At 71.1% G+C, this 15,239-nt stretch carries 19 protein-coding genes and 1 pseudogene; 8 read left to right on the plus strand and 12 right to left on the minus strand.

Annotation, left to right across the window (positions count from 1 at the left end):
- Positions 1-27: 27 nt before the first annotated feature.
- The gene (locus ABD352_RS04205) at positions 28-270 is read right to left on the minus strand and encodes a hypothetical protein (protein WP_344610838.1); all 243 of its coding nucleotides are present in this window, start codon (positions 268-270) and stop codon (positions 28-30) included.
- A gap of 89 nt (positions 271-359) precedes the next feature.
- Positions 360-1,718 (minus strand): ABC transporter substrate-binding protein, encoded by a 1,359-nt coding sequence (locus tag ABD352_RS04210; protein ID WP_344610839.1) that lies wholly within the window; start codon positions 1,716-1,718, stop codon positions 360-362.
- Positions 1,719-1,815: 97 nt separating this feature from the next.
- Between ABD352_RS04210 and ABD352_RS04215 the strand changes: the two genes are divergently transcribed.
- Complete coding sequence (locus ABD352_RS04215; protein ID WP_344610840.1) at positions 1,816-2,253, plus strand: PaaI family thioesterase; 438 nt, start codon at positions 1,816-1,818, stop codon at positions 2,251-2,253.
- Between the two features lie 82 nt (positions 2,254-2,335).
- Positions 2,336-2,728: a hypothetical protein gene (locus ABD352_RS04220; RefSeq protein WP_344610841.1), complete on the plus strand. Its 393-nt coding sequence runs from the start codon at positions 2,336-2,338 to the stop codon at positions 2,726-2,728.
- Between the two features lie 6 nt (positions 2,729-2,734).
- On the opposite strand, the gene ABD352_RS04225 is transcribed toward ABD352_RS04220, so the two are convergent.
- Positions 2,735-3,943, minus strand: a complete 1,209-nt coding sequence (locus tag ABD352_RS04225; RefSeq protein WP_344610842.1) for an ABC transporter substrate-binding protein — start codon at positions 3,941-3,943, stop codon at positions 2,735-2,737.
- A 155-nt stretch (positions 3,944-4,098) separates the two neighbouring features.
- On the minus strand, positions 4,099-4,911 hold the full coding sequence (locus ABD352_RS04230; RefSeq protein WP_344610843.1) for an alpha/beta hydrolase family protein: 813 nt from the start codon (positions 4,909-4,911) through the stop codon (positions 4,099-4,101).
- Between the two features lie 96 nt (positions 4,912-5,007).
- Between ABD352_RS04230 and ABD352_RS04235 the strand changes: the two genes are divergently transcribed.
- Positions 5,008-5,547 (plus strand): bacterial proteasome activator family protein, encoded by a 540-nt coding sequence (locus tag ABD352_RS04235; protein WP_344610844.1) that lies wholly within the window; start codon positions 5,008-5,010, stop codon positions 5,545-5,547.
- 465 nt (positions 5,548-6,012) lie between these two features.
- On the opposite strand, the gene ABD352_RS04240 is transcribed toward ABD352_RS04235, so the two are convergent.
- From ABD352_RS04240 to ABD352_RS04250, 3 genes are all read right to left on the minus strand, one after another.
- Positions 6,013-6,813, minus strand: a complete 801-nt coding sequence (locus ABD352_RS04240; protein ID WP_344610845.1) for an HAD family hydrolase — start codon at positions 6,811-6,813, stop codon at positions 6,013-6,015.
- Entirely contained in the window at positions 6,810-7,628 is an 819-nt protein-coding gene (locus tag ABD352_RS04245) for an HAD family hydrolase (RefSeq protein ID WP_344610846.1), read from the minus strand. The genes ABD352_RS04240 and ABD352_RS04245 overlap by 4 nt, the downstream gene beginning before the upstream one ends.
- Positions 7,629-7,743: 115 nt before the next feature.
- Complete coding sequence (locus ABD352_RS04250) at positions 7,744-8,424, minus strand: hypothetical protein (protein WP_344610847.1); 681 nt, start codon at positions 8,422-8,424, stop codon at positions 7,744-7,746.
- A gap of 269 nt (positions 8,425-8,693) precedes the next feature.
- Here ABD352_RS04250 and ABD352_RS04255 point away from each other — a divergent pair, with 269 nt between their 5' ends.
- The 4 genes and pseudogenes from ABD352_RS04255 (at position 8,694) to ABD352_RS04270 (ending at position 10,558) form a co-directional block, all read left to right on the plus strand.
- Positions 8,694-9,119, plus strand: a complete 426-nt coding sequence (locus tag ABD352_RS04255) for an OsmC family protein (protein WP_344610848.1) — start codon at positions 8,694-8,696, stop codon at positions 9,117-9,119.
- Between the two features lie 53 nt (positions 9,120-9,172).
- Positions 9,173-9,526 (plus strand): metallopeptidase family protein, encoded by a 354-nt coding sequence (locus ABD352_RS04260; RefSeq protein ID WP_344610849.1) that lies wholly within the window; start codon positions 9,173-9,175, stop codon positions 9,524-9,526.
- 103 nt (positions 9,527-9,629) lie between these two features.
- Positions 9,630-9,764 (plus strand): annotated as a pseudogene (locus ABD352_RS04265) (AIM24 family protein); the annotation flags it as partial.
- 80 nt (positions 9,765-9,844) lie between these two features.
- The gene (locus tag ABD352_RS04270) at positions 9,845-10,558 is read left to right on the plus strand and encodes an AIM24 family protein (RefSeq protein ID WP_344610850.1); all 714 of its coding nucleotides are present in this window, start codon (positions 9,845-9,847) and stop codon (positions 10,556-10,558) included.
- A 3-nt stretch (positions 10,559-10,561) separates the two neighbouring features.
- Here ABD352_RS04270 and pheA read toward each other — a convergent pair whose 3' ends face one another.
- The 5 genes from pheA to ABD352_RS04295 all read right to left on the minus strand — a co-directional run bounded on the left by pheA (position 10,562) and on the right by ABD352_RS04295 (position 13,821).
- Complete coding sequence (gene pheA / locus ABD352_RS04275) at positions 10,562-11,506, minus strand: prephenate dehydratase (RefSeq protein WP_344610851.1); 945 nt, start codon at positions 11,504-11,506, stop codon at positions 10,562-10,564.
- Between the two features lie 14 nt (positions 11,507-11,520).
- Positions 11,521-12,054, minus strand: coding sequence for a hypothetical protein (locus ABD352_RS04280; RefSeq protein ID WP_344610852.1), 534 nt, complete (start codon positions 12,052-12,054; stop codon positions 11,521-11,523).
- Between the two features lie 36 nt (positions 12,055-12,090).
- On the minus strand, positions 12,091-12,495 hold the full coding sequence (locus ABD352_RS04285) for an ACT domain-containing protein (RefSeq protein ID WP_344610853.1): 405 nt from the start codon (positions 12,493-12,495) through the stop codon (positions 12,091-12,093).
- Between the two features lie 77 nt (positions 12,496-12,572).
- Positions 12,573-13,028, minus strand: a complete 456-nt coding sequence (locus ABD352_RS04290) for a transcriptional regulator (protein WP_344610854.1) — start codon at positions 13,026-13,028, stop codon at positions 12,573-12,575.
- A gap of 91 nt (positions 13,029-13,119) precedes the next feature.
- Positions 13,120-13,821 (minus strand): nuclease-related domain-containing protein, encoded by a 702-nt coding sequence (locus ABD352_RS04295; protein WP_344610855.1) that lies wholly within the window; start codon positions 13,819-13,821, stop codon positions 13,120-13,122.
- A gap of 191 nt (positions 13,822-14,012) precedes the next feature.
- On the opposite strand from ABD352_RS04295, the gene ABD352_RS04300 reads away from it, so the two are divergent.
- On the plus strand, positions 14,013-15,182 hold the full coding sequence (locus ABD352_RS04300) for an arginine deiminase (RefSeq protein WP_344610856.1): 1,170 nt from the start codon (positions 14,013-14,015) through the stop codon (positions 15,180-15,182).
- Positions 15,183-15,239: the final 57 nt, after the last annotated feature.

Below are 15,239 nucleotides of genomic sequence, written 5' to 3' on the forward strand. Positions count from 1 at the left end.
CCACTTCCCCGTCGAGTCAGCAGCGGGTCACGCCGGGGGCAGGCCGCCGTCGCCGTCGACGACCTCGTCCGGGGTGCCGTCCTGGTCGAGGTCGCTCATCGTGATGTCGACCTTGCCGTCGCCGTTGGTGTCGAACTGGAACAGGTCAGCCTTGCCGTCCCCGTCGGTGTCGACCGCCCAGAGGTCGGGCTTGCCGTCGTTGTTCGTGTCGCCGACGAGAAGCTCCACGCGCTCATCACCGCGGGTCTCGACGGTCTCGTTCTCGCTCATCCGGTGGTCCTCTCACCTGACTCGGGGGCAATCGGCTTCACCGTAGGCCCTGGACCCGCCGTGCGCGAGCCCAGAAACCGACAGAATGATCAGGCCTTGACGCCCCCGGCGACCAGCGACTTGATGGCCAGCGCGGACTCGTCGAAGCCGACGACCAGGATGCCCGTGGCCCCGAAGTTCTTGATCTCGGTGGTGACCGGGTTGAACATCTTCGGGCCGTCGTCCTTCTCGTACTTGTCCTTGGCCTCGTACTCCTTGACCAGGATGTTCTCCGGCTTGATGCCGGCGGAGACCAGGTCGGCCTTGACCCCGTCGGCGAGGCCCTTGCCGTAGTTGTCGCCGCGCGCGATGATCGCGACCTTCGTGTGCCCGTCGCGCATGATGATGTCGGCGACCGCCTTGGCCTGCAGTACGTCCGGCGGCGAGGTGCGGAAGAAGAAGCCCTTGTCGTCGATCGTCGTGAGCGCGTCCGAGGTCGCCGAGGGCGAGATCATCACGCGTCCGGCCTGCACGACCTGCGGGATGACCGCCGCGCTGACGCCGGAGGCGCCGGCCCCGATGATGACCGCGACGCCGTGGGAGATGAACTGCTGGGCAGTCGACTTGGCCACGTCGGGGTTGGTGCCGTCGTCGCCCTCCTCGACCTGGACCGGCTGGCCGAGCACGCCGCCGGCCTCGTTGATCTCCTTGATGGCGAGCTTGGCCGCGGCGAACATCGGCGGGCCCTGGAACGCCAGCGCGCCGGTCTTGGGCAGCAGCAGGCCGTACTTCAGCGGCGGCTTCTGCGGCTTGCCGCCGGAGGTCGCGCTGCCCGAGACGGCCGGCGGGGGAGTCTTGTCCTCGGTCTTCGCGTCGCCGGCGCCGACGAACTCGGTCTTGGCGTCGTCGATGAGGTTGTTGTTGCCGAAGTTCAGCACGCCGTACGACGCGGCCGAAGGCTCTCCGACGCTCGTGAAGCCACTGCTGCGCAGCGAGACGCCGCGATATTTGAAGTCCTTGCCCGACTTGGCGGCGGTGAGGCAGGCGGCCACGGTGTCGCACGGGTTGTCGCCGGTGGTCACGCCGATCATCTGCTTGGCGATCGAGGCGGGGTCGCTCGACTTGCCGGCCTCGGCGGCCAGCGCGGCGATGACGACGGCGTCGTAGGACTCGCCGGCATAGTTGAAGTCGGTCAGCGACGAGTCGATGGTCTTCACGCGCCGCTTGAAGTCCTCGCTGAGCGGGGTCAGCGGGGTGGTGCCCTTCATGCCGGTGAGCACGGCCGGGGAGTCCTTGAGCGCGTCACCGAACGAGTTGGCCATGTTGCCGTCGGTGCCGTAGAGGCGCACCTCCGGGGCCGACGCGGCGTTCTTGTTACTCTGCGTATCGGACGTGCAGCCGGATGCGGCGAGCAGCACTCCTATCGCCGTGATCGCTCCCACGATGGCGGTGGCCGACCGTGCGCGCATGGGCGTTCTCCTCCCCAATGGCCTCCCCAGAGGTGCCGTGCGCACCTTAGCGCGGACGGCGCCGCGACTTAAGTCGGGGCGCGGGTACGCTTCCGGCATGGCGGATGCGGACACGGAGTCGGAAGTCACGGACGGTAAGGTCCTGCCAGGGGTCATGTCGCTGCAGGACACCCTGCCCGAGCGCATGGGCATCGTCCTGCTGGAGGCATCGCCCGAGCGGGTCGTCGCGACCATGCCGGTAGCCGGGAACATCCAGCCGTACGGACTGCTGCACGGCGGCGCCTCGGTCGTGCTCGCCGAGACGCTCGGCTCCATCGGCGCGGCCATGCACGCGGCCCGGCTGTTCAACGGCATCGCGGTGGGCATCGAGGTCAACGCGACGCATCACAAGTCGGCCCGCACGGGCCTGGTGACGGGCGTGGCCACCCCGCTGCGGCTGGGCGGCATGATCGCGACCTACGAGATCGCCATCACCGACGAGGCCGGCGAGCGCGTGTGCACCGCGCGGCTGACCTGCGCGCTGCGGCGCGCCTGAGGACGTCCGGCTTTTCCGCGGTACCGCACAAAAAACCCAAAAGCGACGAGCGCCTCTTGACCGCGCGACATACGGTTGCGGCGTGGATGACCCGGGAGACGAGACGCATCTGGACGCCGCCCAGGTGCTGCAGTCGGCGCTCGCGGGCGACGAGGACGCCGTGGTCAAGACCTTCGACTCGGTCGTCGACCGGCGCGGCATGAGTGCCGCGTACGACGTCGCGTGGCGGCTGGCCGGCGAGATGGTGGGCGAGAACCTGGCCCGCGGGCCGTGGCGGCTGGACTTCCCGGACATCGACGACGCCAACTACGACAAGCGCTGGGTGGCGCGGTTCGTCAGCGCGTACGCCAACGAGGACGCCCCGAGCGCCACGGCGCTGTTCACCGTGGCGCTGGTCGACGGCAAGCTGCCCGAGTGCCTGCTCACGCTGGCGGGCTCGGCGGTGGCCACCCTCAAGCGGCGCGGGGCGGCCTAGCCACTGCTAGAGGGTGGTGAGCTCCGCCGTCAGCACGTTGGAGAGCACCGCGCCGTCGAAGCGGACCTGCCTGAGGTACCACCGCTGCAGCGGCGTGCGGGTCTGGGAGAACTGCCAGCCGCCGCGCGGGCTGTCGATCTGACCGAGGCGCCCGATCGCCGCGTTGAGCGAGAACGAGTCCAGGCTCTTGGTGGCGTCGGTGATCGCCTTGTCGAGCACCACGGCGGCGTCGTAGGAGGCCATCGCGTACGTCGAGGGCACGGTCCCGAACGCCTTCTGGTAGTCGGCGATGAAGCGCCGGTTGGCGGCGTTGTCGAGGTCGGGCGAGTAGTTCAGCGCCGTGTAGATGTCCTTGGCCGTGTCGCCCTGCTGCTTCAGGACGTACCCCTCGGTCAGGCTGCCCGGCGCGTAGAGCTTGAACGTCGGCGGGAAGTGGGCCGCGCGGTACTGCTTCACGAACTCGACCGCCGTGGCGCCGCTGTAGATCGCGTACATGGCGGCCGCCCCGGAGTTCTTGACCTGCTGGAACAGGTTGCCGAAGTCTTTGCTGCCGAAGGGCGTGGTCCGCTGCGCGCCGGCCACCGTGCCGCCGGCGCTCCTGAGGCTCTCGGCGAAGGCCCGCACCTCGTCGTCGTCGCCGCCCGGGCCGGCCTGCCCGACGACCGCGACCGGCCCGCCGGCGTTGGCCGCGGCGTAGTGCGCGAGCGCGCTGCCCGGCTCGGTCGACACGAAGGAGGTGCGCCAGATGTACTTCGGCCCCATCAGCTGCAGCTGCGCGGGCGACGCGTTGGAGCCGATCAGCGGGATCTGGGCCGCCTCGATGGTGTCCTTCATGGCGAGGATCGACTGCGGGTTGACCACGCCCGTGACGGCGAGGACCTTCTGCTCCTTGACGAGCTTCTCCGCGGCCGCCTTGCCGGACTCGGCGGTCTCGCCCTCGTCGACCTTGATCAGGTTGACCTGCCGACCGCCGAGCTTCTGGTCGTGCAGCTGCAGGTAGAGGCTGAAGCCGTTGTCGAGCTCGTTGCCCAGGTCCTTGAACATGCCGGTCTGCGGCACGATCATGCCGATCTTGATCGGCGGGCCGCTGGGCGCGGCGGTGTCGGTCGTCGTGCTGGAGCCGCTGGTGCACGCGGAAAGGATCGGCGCGGTCATGCCGGCCATGCCCGCGGCCGCGAACAGCCGGAGCGCCTGGCGGCGGTTCAGGTGGGACACGTGCTATTCCTCCCCGGGACCCCGAACAGCGCCGGGAGTCGACACACAGCGTGGCCCTTGCACTGAGACGCAGGCGCGCCTGAGCCTACAGCCCACGGTGCGTTCTACCGCCTTCGCGCCGGAGAGTCAATCGTCGGCGAGGCCCCCGGTCCTGGTCACCCCACCCGCTCGCCCCTGGTCACCGTGCCGAAGGCGGCCAGCACGGCGGGCCAGGCGCCCGACAGGGGATCGATCACGGCGAAGTGCCCGGCGCCCGCCAGTTCCACCAGCGTGGTGTCGTCGCCGGCCCGGCGGGCCGACCGACAGTAGTCGCGCGACAGCGAGACGGGCACGATGTCGTCGTCCTCGCCGTGGACGATCACGGTCTGCACCCCCGAGGGCAGGTTGACCATCGGGTCGGCCGAGGCGTACGCGGTCGGCACCGCGTCGGGCGCCCCGCCGAGCAGATCGGCAACGGCGCCCTCGTCGAGGTCGAGCTCGTACGCGCGCCTCAGGTCGGCCACCGGGGCCAGCGCGACCACCCCGCCGACGGCGTCGGGGGCCACCGCGGCGTACCACAGCGCGAGGTGCCCGCCGGCCGAGTGCCCGGCGAGGATCGGCCGGTCGACCTTGACGGACCGCAGCCCGCGGTGCGCCACCTCCTTGGCCAGCAGGTCCGGCACCGCCACCGCCGCCGCGGCCACGTCGGAGAACGTCCCGGGCCACCCGCCCCCGGTCTGCCCGGTCCGGCGGAACTCGATCGTCGCGACGGCGTACCCACGGGCCGCGAGGTCGGCCGACAGCGGCCCCGCATGGGCGCGGTCCCACTCCTGCCGCCAGAACCCTCCATGCACGAAAAGGACGAGAGGCGCATCCTGTACCTCAGGCAGCCGCACATCGGCAACGTGATCGGGATGCTCGCCGTAGCGCAGCGTGAAGTCCGGCGGCGGGGCCGGACGGTGCAGCACGTCACGTTGATCGCTCGTCACCGGCAGACGTTACCGCGTCACGAAGGGTGGCAACAGAGGGCCGGTTCGGCACCCCCTTGGTGGTCGGGTCCGGGAGCTTAGGCAAAACTAGGAACCATGGCAGAAGAGGCGCAGGACGAGTCGCGCACCGTGCTGGTCGTCGGCCCCGACGGTCGGCCGCTGGGCACGATGTCCACGGGCGAGGACGAGAACGCCGAAGACCCGAGCAAGCTGATCGAGCAGCCCGCCAAGGTCATGCGCATCGGCAGCATGATCAAGCAACTCCTCGAGGAGGTCCGCGCCGCCCCACTCGACGAGGCCGGCCGCCAGCGCCTGAAGGAGATCCACCGCCGCTCGATCACCGAGCTGGAGGACGGGCTGGCCCCGGAGCTGCGCGAGGAGCTGGAGCGGCTGTCCCTGCCCTTCGACGACGACACCACCCCGAGCGAGGCCGAGCTGCGCATCGCCCAGGCCCAGCTGGTCGGCTGGCTGGAGGGCCTCTTCCACGGCATCCAGGCCGCGCTGGTCGCCCAGCAGATGGCGGCCCGCGTCCAGCTCGAGCAGATGCGCGGGCGGCCGGCCCTGACCGGCGGGCCGGGCGGCAACCTGCCGGGCCAGCCCGCGCACGCTCCCTCGGGCACGGGCCAGTACCTGTAAGTCTGGTTCCGGGCGGACCCCCGGCGCTCCCTTCTCGGGTCGCCGGCGGGTCCGCTCGTCCTCATCCGTCGCAGCCGGACGACGAGCCGTGGCGAACAGCCCGCCCGGTCGAGCGCCGCGCCGGACGCGCGCCGGCGCGGGAGCACCCCGACGGTTCGGCCAGCGCGTTCACGATGCGGGCGCACCGCGGCGCCGGAACGCCCCGACAGCTCGGCCAACGCGTTCACGATGCGGGCGCACCGCGGCGCCGGAGCGCCCCGACGGCTCGGCCAACGCGTTCACGGAGGCGCCAGAGGCGCACGGAGGGCGCCGGAGGCGCCGGAGGCGCCGGCCACGCGTGGAGCTTTGCCCGCTTCCCCGCGTGGTGCCGGTTTCCGCATGTCGCCCAGCACGAGAAATAAGGTATAAGTCGGATAAATCCGGACGCGCCAGCGTCTGGATTTATCCGACTTATAGGACAAGCGGTCAGTAGTTGTAGAACCGCTCGAGGTACGCCGCCACGCCCTCGTCCTCGTTGGTGCTCGAAGTGATGTCGGCCGCGGCCGCCCGAACGGCCGGATGAGCGTTCGCCATCGCCACCCCCCGCCCGGCCCAGGTCAGCATGGGCAGGTCGTTGGGCATGTCGCCGAAGGCGATCACGTCGGCCGGAGTCAACGCGTGCGAGCGGGCCACCCGGTCCAGCGCCGACGCCTTCGTCACGCCGGCCGCCGAGACCTCGACCATCCCGCTCGACGAGGAGTTCGTGGCCTCGGCCAGGCCTTGCAGGCAGGCGCCCACGCGGGCGGTGAACTCGTCCGGGAGCTGCGCGCCGGCCCGGACCAGCAGCTTGGAGGCCGGGCGGGTGAGCATCTCCGCGTACGTGCACGGGCCGACCGACTGGTGATCGGCCTCCCACGGGCCGACCGGGAACTCGGGCTCGTGGCGCATCTGGCGGCCGCCGTCGCGTTCGACCGCGAAGACGACGCCGGGGACCGTGGCGCGCAGGCGGGCGCAGACCTCGGCGAGGACCTCGGCCTCGATAGGGGTGCTGTGGACGATGGTGTCGGTGGACGGGTCGTAGGTGGCGGCGCCGTTGGCGCAGATGGCCAGGGCACGGACGCCCAGCTGTTCGTACACCGGGAAGATCCACCGGATCGGGCGGCCCGTCACCAGGACGATGACCACGCCGGCGCGCTCCAGGCGGCGGAAGACCTCGACGGTGCGCGGGCCGACCGTGCGGTCGTTGCGGACCAGCGTGCCGTCCAGATCCGTGGCGACCAGCTTCACAGCCTCAACATAGCTTCCAGGTACGTGGCCACGCCGTCCTCGTCATTGGTGAGCGTCGTCTCGTCGGCCAGGGCGCGCAGGTGGGGGTGGGCGTTGGCGACGGCGACCCGGGCGAAGCCGGCCCAGCGGAACATCGGGATGTCGTTGGGCATGTCGCCGAAGACCAGCACGTCGCCCGGGTCGATGCCGAGGGCGGTGGCGACGACCATCAGGCCGGTGGCCTTGTCGACGCCGGGCGGGCAGATCTCGATGTAGCCGAGGCCGGCCTGGGTGACCGTGGCGATTTCGGGCGGGATGATGCGCTGGGCGATGGCCAGCAGGTCGTCGACGTGGCAGGCGGGGTGGCGGGCGAAGCCCTTGATGACCGGGCCGGTCAGGCACTCGGCGCGGACGCGGGCCTCGACGGCGTCGTAGCGCCAGTTCGGGTCGGTGTCGCCCCACAGCGGGGCCTCGTGGTGGTCGCCGGCCTCGATGAGCACCGACAGGGTGCCCAGCTCGCGCTCCAGGCGGGCCAGCACGTCGGCCAGGACCGCGCCGTCGAGGCGCTCGTCGCGCAGGACGAGGGGGTGCTCGGGGTCGCGCACGTCCAACACCCGGCTGCCGCCGCCCATGACCAGGAAGTCGGCGGCCGGGATGTCCCGGCGGACGAGCTCGGTGAGGCGGGGGCCGCGGCCGGTGGCGCCGACAACGTGAATGCCGGCGGCACGGACGCGTTCAAGGACCCCGCGGGTGTACTCCGACACGCTCTCGTCACTACGCACGAGCGTGCCGTCGAGGTCCGTCGCGATCAGCTTCGGTAGGCCAGAACCGCGCATGTGTGCTGCTCCTTCCGCATCAGCGGGGCAGCAACCGTACCTCCGTCACCCCCACCGGTGACAGGCTGCGAGTAAAACTCGACCGAACGTTCACTGGAACGTCTTACAGGCGCGCCTACTGGTACTGCGCAGGAACCACAGGCGTAACGGTGAGCTCCAGCGGCTCGTCACCCTCGATCTCCTGGGCCTGGCGGCGGAAGCCTCGGGCCGGGAACCGCACCGTCGCGAGCACGAGGGCGGCGGCGAACACCAGGATGGCGGCGTAGGCGAGGTAGTACCCCGGGCCGGTCTTCACGTTCTCGCTGTCCACCATCAGCGCGGCGTAGGTGGTGCTGCCGAGGTGGAGGATGACCGGGCGCAGGCCGAGCAGGATGAGGACGTTCACGCCCAGGAGGCCGGCCGCCGCGCCGGTGGCGATGCGGCGGGCCGGGCCGGTCACCGAGAGCACCACGGCGACCGCGGCCACGGCCAGGGCGAGCGTGAAGAGGTACACCGTCACGTGTGAGCTGGTGAGGTACGCCATCGGCACTCCCACGGTGCGGCCCGCCGACGACACGCCGCCGGACTCCGGGTCGACCTCGAAGGTCGAGCGCATCCCAGTGCTGCCCAACGCCAGATTGGCCCAGGGCAGGTATTGCGCCGCCCCGGCCAGCACGAGCCCGACCACCCCGGCGACGAGCGCGAAGACGTTGGGGCGGGTCCGCTCCTGCGGTACCGGATCCGGCGTTTCGGCACTTGGCTCCTCCACCGGTGCGGGGGGAACGATGTCCGGCATGGCGAAGGGCTGCTCAGGCATAGCCGCATGCTAGAGGCCGGAGCGCTCAGGCGTATGCCCCCCGAGGCGCCCTTCCGATGGTGATCGGTCCGCAGGCGAAGCCGGGCAGCGGCAGCGACGCCGGCCCGGGCCGGCCGCCGGCCGTGACGCGTGCCACGCCGACGCGGGCGGGCCCTCCCTTACCGATCCGGTTTGCCGTGGTCAGCACCAGTTTGCCGGGCATCAACTTCCCCCCTTCCGAATGCCGAGCTCGTCCCACCCGGGACACGGAATGGGCTAGCGTCTGGTTCATGCCAACTCGCGTTTCTTCCGCCCGCTGGGAGGGCGATCTCCGCTCCGGCTCCGGCACCGTCGCCACCGGCTCGGGCACGTTCCAGGGCAACTACTCCTTCCCGTCCCGTTTCGAGAGCGGCGAAGGCACCAACCCCGAGGAGCTGGTGGCCGCGGCCCACGCCGCCTGCTACTCGATGGCACTCTCCAACGGCCTGGCCAAGGCCGGGCACACCCCGACGTCGGTCGAGACGTCCGCGGCGGTGCAGTTCGGGGCGGTCGAGGGCGGCTTCGCCATCACCCGCATCGACCTGACCACGCGCGGCGACGTGCCCGGGCTCGAGGCGGCCGAGTTCGAGAAGTTCGCGCAGGAGGCCAAGGCCGGCTGCCCGATCTCCAAGGCGCTGGCGGCGGTCGAGATCACGCTCGACGCCCAGCTCGTCTGACGTTCGCCGGAACGTTGTTGAGAGGGTTCCCGTTTTCGGGGACCCTCTTTCGCATGCCGGTAAGCATGAGCAAGGAGCGGTTCGAGGAACTGGTGGGCGAGGCGCTCGACGAGGTGCCCCCGGAGCTGCTCGATCTCATGGACAACGTGGTCATCCTGGTCGTCGACGACGCACCGCCGGACGATCCGGACCTGCTGGGCCTCTACGAGGGGCACGCGCTGACCGAGCGCGGGTGGGACTACGCGGGCGTGCTGCCCGACCGGATCTCGATTTACCGCAAGCCGATCCTCGGCATCTGTGACGATGAGGACGACGTCGTCGAGGAGGTCGCGATCACCGTGGTGCACGAGATCGCCCACCACTTCGGCATTTCCGACGAGCGGCTCCACGAGCTGGGCTGGGACTAGCCGGGGGCCCCGCTGGGAGGGGCCACCCGCCATGCGCAGCGCGCTGTTCTCCACCGAGAACCTGGAGAAGGAGTCGCAACGGCCCGGCCTTCGGCTGCAGAACCACCGCGCGGACCAGGCCGGCCCGGGCACGCTGCTGGGCCGCGGCACGGGCGAGGCGTTCACGATGAGCCTCGCCGGGCAGGGCTTCGTGGTCGTGCAGCCGTCGCAGGAGCGCCCGCACGGCCTGCTCGACTGAGCACCATAACTGGTCGCGGGAAGGTAACGGGCCTACACGCGCTGGTCACGGGCCCCTTGCCGTTCGCTACGCTGCGGATCGTGCGAGGTGACATCTTCAAGGCCGAGAATATGGCCCAGCCCCCCACCCAGGTCGGCATGACCCTGCAACACTCCAGGTGCGTCAAGTACGTCGTCAACGGCGAGGCCCTGGCCCGTCAGGGCGCCATGGTCGCCTTCCGCGGCAGCCTCGGCTTCGAGGTGAAGAGCCAGGGCGTCGGCAACTTCCTCAAGCGCGCGGTCACCGGCGAGGGCGTGTCCCTGATGAGCGTGCGCGGTCAGGGCGAGGTGTGGTTCGCCTCCGGCGCGGCCGAGTGCTTCATCCTGGACCTCGAGGCGAACGACGCGCTGTCCATCAACGGGCGCAACGTGCTCTGCTTCGATCCGACGCTGCGGTACGACATCCAGATGGTCCGCGGCGCCGGCATGTTCGGCGGCGGCCTCTTCAACTGCGTCTTCACCGGCCAGGGCCGGCTCGCCATCGTCTCCGAGGGCGCGCCGATCGTGATCCCGGTGACCCCGCAGGCCCCGGTCTGCGTCGACACCGACGCGGTCGTCGGCTGGTCGAGCAGCCTGCAGACCACCATCCAGAAGAACCAGAGCCTCAAGTCGATCCTGCGCGGCGGCTCGGGCGAGCTGTTCCAGCTGGCGCTGCAGGGCCAGGGCTTCGTGATCGTGCAGCCGAGCGAGGGCAAGCCGTCCCCCGCTCAGCAGAGCAGCGGCGGCGGACTCTTCAACGGCGTCCTGAGCGGCTGACCCTTACGACGTTTCGCCGGCGCGGAGCCTGGCCAGCCAGGCTGCCGCGTCGGCGAAGTCCCCGTCGGCCAGGCCCGGCGCCGGGCGCGGGGGCGGGTCGCCGTTCACGGCCCGCGGGTAGGAGCCGAGGAACCGCACGTCGGCGCAGATGCGCCGCAGCCCCTGCAGCGCCTCGCCCATGGCCAGGTCGGCGACGTGCCCGCCGCAGTCGAGGAAGAAGACGTACCGCCCCAGGCGCTCGCCGGTCGGCCGGGACTCGATGCGGGACAGGTTCACCCCGCGCACCGACAGCTCGGTGAGCACCGCCAGCAGCGCGCCGACCCGGTCGTGCGCGATGTAGACGGCCAGCGTCGTGAGGTCGTCGCCGGTCGGCGGGGGCAGCGGCCCCGGGCGGCCGACCAGGGCGAAGCGGGTCATCGCGTTCGGGTTGTCGGCGATGTCCTTGGCCAGGACGTGCAGGCGGTACCGCGCGGCGCCGATCTGCGCGCACACCGCCGCGTCGAACTCGCCCTCGGCGGCGCCGATGGCCGCGGCCGCGTTGGACAGCACGTCGACCACCGTCGCGCCGGGCGCGTGCTCGCGCAGCCAACGGCGGCACTGCGCGCCGGCCTGCGGGTGGGCGGCGACGGACCGTACCGAATCCAGTGGCCTCTCCTCGCGGGCGGCGAGGACGAACTGCACCGGGAGCACCACCTCGCGGGTGATCATGAGCGGGTCGCCGCCGGCCAGCTCGTCCAGCGTCACGCCGACCTGGCCGCCGATCGAGTTCTCCAACGGCACGAGCGCCGCGTCGGCGTCGCCGCTGCGCAGCGCGTCCAGGGCCTCGGGCACGCTGCGCGCGGGGGTCAGGACGCCGCGCTCGGCGGCCGGAATGGTCTTGAGCGCCTGCTCGGAGAAGGTGCCCTCCGGACCCAGGTACACGAACCGCGTCGGCGGCACACCAGGCATAGCACCCAGCGTAGTCAGCAGCCGACGGCATCCACGAACGCGGGGGGTGCCGTGGCGCGCACCTCGACCGTGCACGGGTCGGTGCCCACCGTGACGACGCTCAGCGCCGAGGGTTCACCCTTGGTGATCACCTGCAGCGGTTCGCTGCCGGTCACGGTGAGCACGGTGTACTGCCACATCCCCGCACACTCCGGCTGCTGCTGCACGCTCACCCCGCTGCCGGTGGGCAGGTTGGGCCGGGCCCGCCGGACCACGGCGATGACCTGTTCCCCGCTCGGGCGGCCGTTGCAGTAGCTGATGTACCCCTCCGGGAACCCGCTCGGGCTGGGCGAGGCGCTGCGGCTCGGCGACGCGCTGGGCGACGACGGCAGGGACGACGTCGAGAACGTGGTGCTCGGCGTGCCGGGCTCCCCGAAGAGCGGGGCGGGGCTGATGAGCGACGGTCCGGGGGACGGCGCGGTGCGGGTCGGCGCGTCGGCCGGGTGCCGGCAGGCACCGAGCAGACATCCAAGACCGACGATTGCCAGCATGGTGGCCGCCCTTCGCATCCGCCCATCGTAAGAGCGGCGGATGACGGGAGGAAGTCAGGTGCTGACCCGGTGTCCGGCATCGCCCAGGGCGGCCAGGGCCTCGCTCAGCCGCACCGCCGGGACCAGCAGATAGTCGGTGTCGAAGGTGGAGAAGGCGAAGATGTTCACCCGCGCTTCAGCCAACGGAGAGACGATGGACGCAAGGATGCCGGTCAATGCGAGCTGGACCGGGCCGGCGACCCGCAGGCACCGCCACGGGGCCTCGACGGTCGCGCCCTCGGGGGGCAGCAGCCCGACGGCGGCGGCGGGGCAGAGGATGGAGACCTCCTCCGGCGTCCAGGTCACCGAGATGACCTCCGCGCCGGACATGGTGGCCTCGGCGAGCCCGGCGGGCATCGGCGATCGGGCCGGGAGCCGGCAGATCGCGTAGTCGCCCGGCAGGAGCGTGAGGTCCAACATGCTAGGAGCGTAAGGCCCCAACGCGCACCGTGGCGACGTGCGTGATCTCTGTAACTCCGTATTGACGAACTTCTGCCCTATTGGATTAACGAGAAGAAGGTCAGCGAGCCGACGACCTTGCCGTCGTCCTTGAGCGGAGTGGCGATCGCGTCGAAGGTGCACGGCGCGTCGGCGCACTTGATGCGCACGAGGCCGCGGGCCAGCCGCCCCGACGTCAGCGCGAGCAGCGTGGGCATCCGGGCCACCTCGATCTGCTCCAGCGCCTTGCCGTCGCCGAAGTCGAGCAGCTGCAGCACCCCGTCGCCGTCGAGCAGCGGGCGGTTGAGCGGCGAGCCGTCCAGGCCCAGCATCTCCTCGAACGAGGCCGACATCGCCACCACGACCACGTCGGAGTCGATCACCAGGCAGGGCTCGGCCGCCGCGTCGACGGTCGCGCCCCAGCGGTCCAGGGACGACTCGGCCGGATCCTGGGAGCGGTCGTGCGCGCGCGATTGGTGCGGGTCGGAGATGGAGAACTCGACGTGCTGCGGCACAGCGCCTCCTCAGGCACCGCTCGTGCGAATGCGAACACCCGGCGTTTCGGCCCGATCGACGATCGCATCGCTTCCGGCCACCTCGAAGAGGCTACTCCGCGTGACCCCGCTTGTCAGTGCCCACCTGCTCGCCCTCGCGGTACCAGCGGTAGTCCTCGGCGAGGTCGCCGTAGTCCGGCTGGAACCAGGTGCCGGGGTGCATGGCCAGGGCGAACACCTTGTCCACGGTCTCCGCGGCGAGCCGCTGGCCGCGGGCGTTGAGCACCCGGGGCAACTCGTGGTACGCGGTGACCAGGCAGCCCTTGGGCACCCCGTAGAAGCTGATCCGCCCGGTGCCGGCGAAGGCGAGGACGGGCATGACGGGGATCGACACGCCCGCGCTGCGCGACAGCGCCTCCGAGGCGGCCTTGGCCTCGCGGCGGGCCTCCTCGACGTACCGCGGGCGCTTCCCGTCGATCTGCACGACATCGCCGGCGAAGGAGACCCGGCTGCGCCCGTGGTCCTTGACCGTCACGGCGAAGACGCCGCCCGGCCCGACCGCGAGGAACCCGATGCGCTCGACCCCGCCGAGCTCGCGGAGGTCCAGCACGTGCCATTCGTCGCCCAGGTGGCCGATCAGCGTGCCGATACGGCGGTAGAGGCGGCTGTGCGCCGCTTCCTCCCGGCGCGTCTCGCGCTCCGCCCGACGGGTGCGAACCCAGTCGATGGGGGTCGTTCGACCCGCGTCAACGATGACGCGCTGGTCGAACCTTTCGGGCTGCGAATCTTGACCGCGGTACAGGACGTCGGTCATCTCTCGCACACCTCCGATGTCGCCGCTTCGGTTGCGTGTGTCCAAACACCGTACGTGAGCGAGCGTGCACTACGCATGACTGAAAGTCGGAGTGACATGGAATGACTGGGATGAATGCCACATTCACGACGGGTAATGAATTTCACATGGTGACAACCGGGGACCGTTCGGACCCCCGTTAGGCTGGCCCCATGAGTGTCGACAACGAGGTCGGACGCCTGGCCACGGTCCTGTTGCACCGCCCCGGGCCGGAGCTCGCCCGGCTGACCCCGCGCAACAACGACTCTCTGCTCTTCGACGGCATCCCGTGGGTCGGGCGCGCCCAGGAGGAGCACGACGCCTTCGCCGCGGCGCTGCGGTCCCACGGCGTGGAGGTGCTGTACCTCGCCTCGCTCCTGGCCGAGACGCTCACCGTCGAGGCGGCCCGCGCCGAGGTCTGCGCCGCCGTGCTGGCCGACGTCCGGCTCGGCGACGCGCTGCGCGAGCACGTGGCGGAGCACCTGACCGGCCTGACCGCGGCGGAGCTGGCCACCACGCTCATCGCCGGCCTGTCCCGGGCCGAGCTGGGCCGGGGCGGCGGCCTGGTGCATGCGCTCATGGCCCCGGGCGACTTCGTGATCGACCCGCTGCCCAACCTGCTCTTCACCCGCGACTCGTCGGTGTGGATCGGCGCCCAGGTGGCGGTGACGAGCCTCGCCATGCCGGCGCGGCGCCGGGAGACGACCCTCACGCACGCCATCTATCGGCATCATCCACGATTCAGCGGTACCACGATGCTCTACGACCCCGCGCTGGAGCACCTCGAGGGCGGCGACGTGCTGCTGCTCGCCCCGGGCGTGCTCGCGGTCGGCGTCGGCGAGCGGACCCGCCCGTCGGGCGCGGAACGACTGGCCCGCCGCTGCTTCGCCACCGGTCTCGCCCACACGGTGCTCGTGGTGCCGATCGCCCAGGAGCGGGCCACCATGCACCTCGACACCGTCTGCACCATGGTGGACGTCGACGCGGTCGTGATGTACCCCAACGTCGCCAGCTCCCTGCAGGCCTGGACGCTGACGGCCGAGACGTGCACCGGCCCGGCCCCGTTCCTCACCGCCGCGGCCGCCGCGATGGGCATCGACACCCTGCGGGTCATCGACACCGGCCTCGACCCGGTGACCGCCGAGCGCGAACAGTGGGACGACGGCAACAACACCCTCGCGATCGCGCCGCGCCTGTGTGTGGCCTACGAGCGCAACGTGGAGACCAACGCGCAGCTGGAGCGGCAAGGCATCGAGGTCATCCGGATCTCGGGCTCGGAGCTGGGCTCGGGCCGGGGCGGACCGCGCTGCATGTCCGCCCCGATCGCACGCCTGCTCTCGTAGCCTCGTTTTTGTCCGATAAGTCGGGCGCTGGCGCGCCACGACTTATCGGATTTATAC

Source organism: Dactylosporangium salmoneum (genome assembly GCF_039532525.1).
GTDB classification, from domain to species: Bacteria; Actinomycetota; Actinomycetes; order Mycobacteriales; family Micromonosporaceae; genus Dactylosporangium; species Dactylosporangium salmoneum.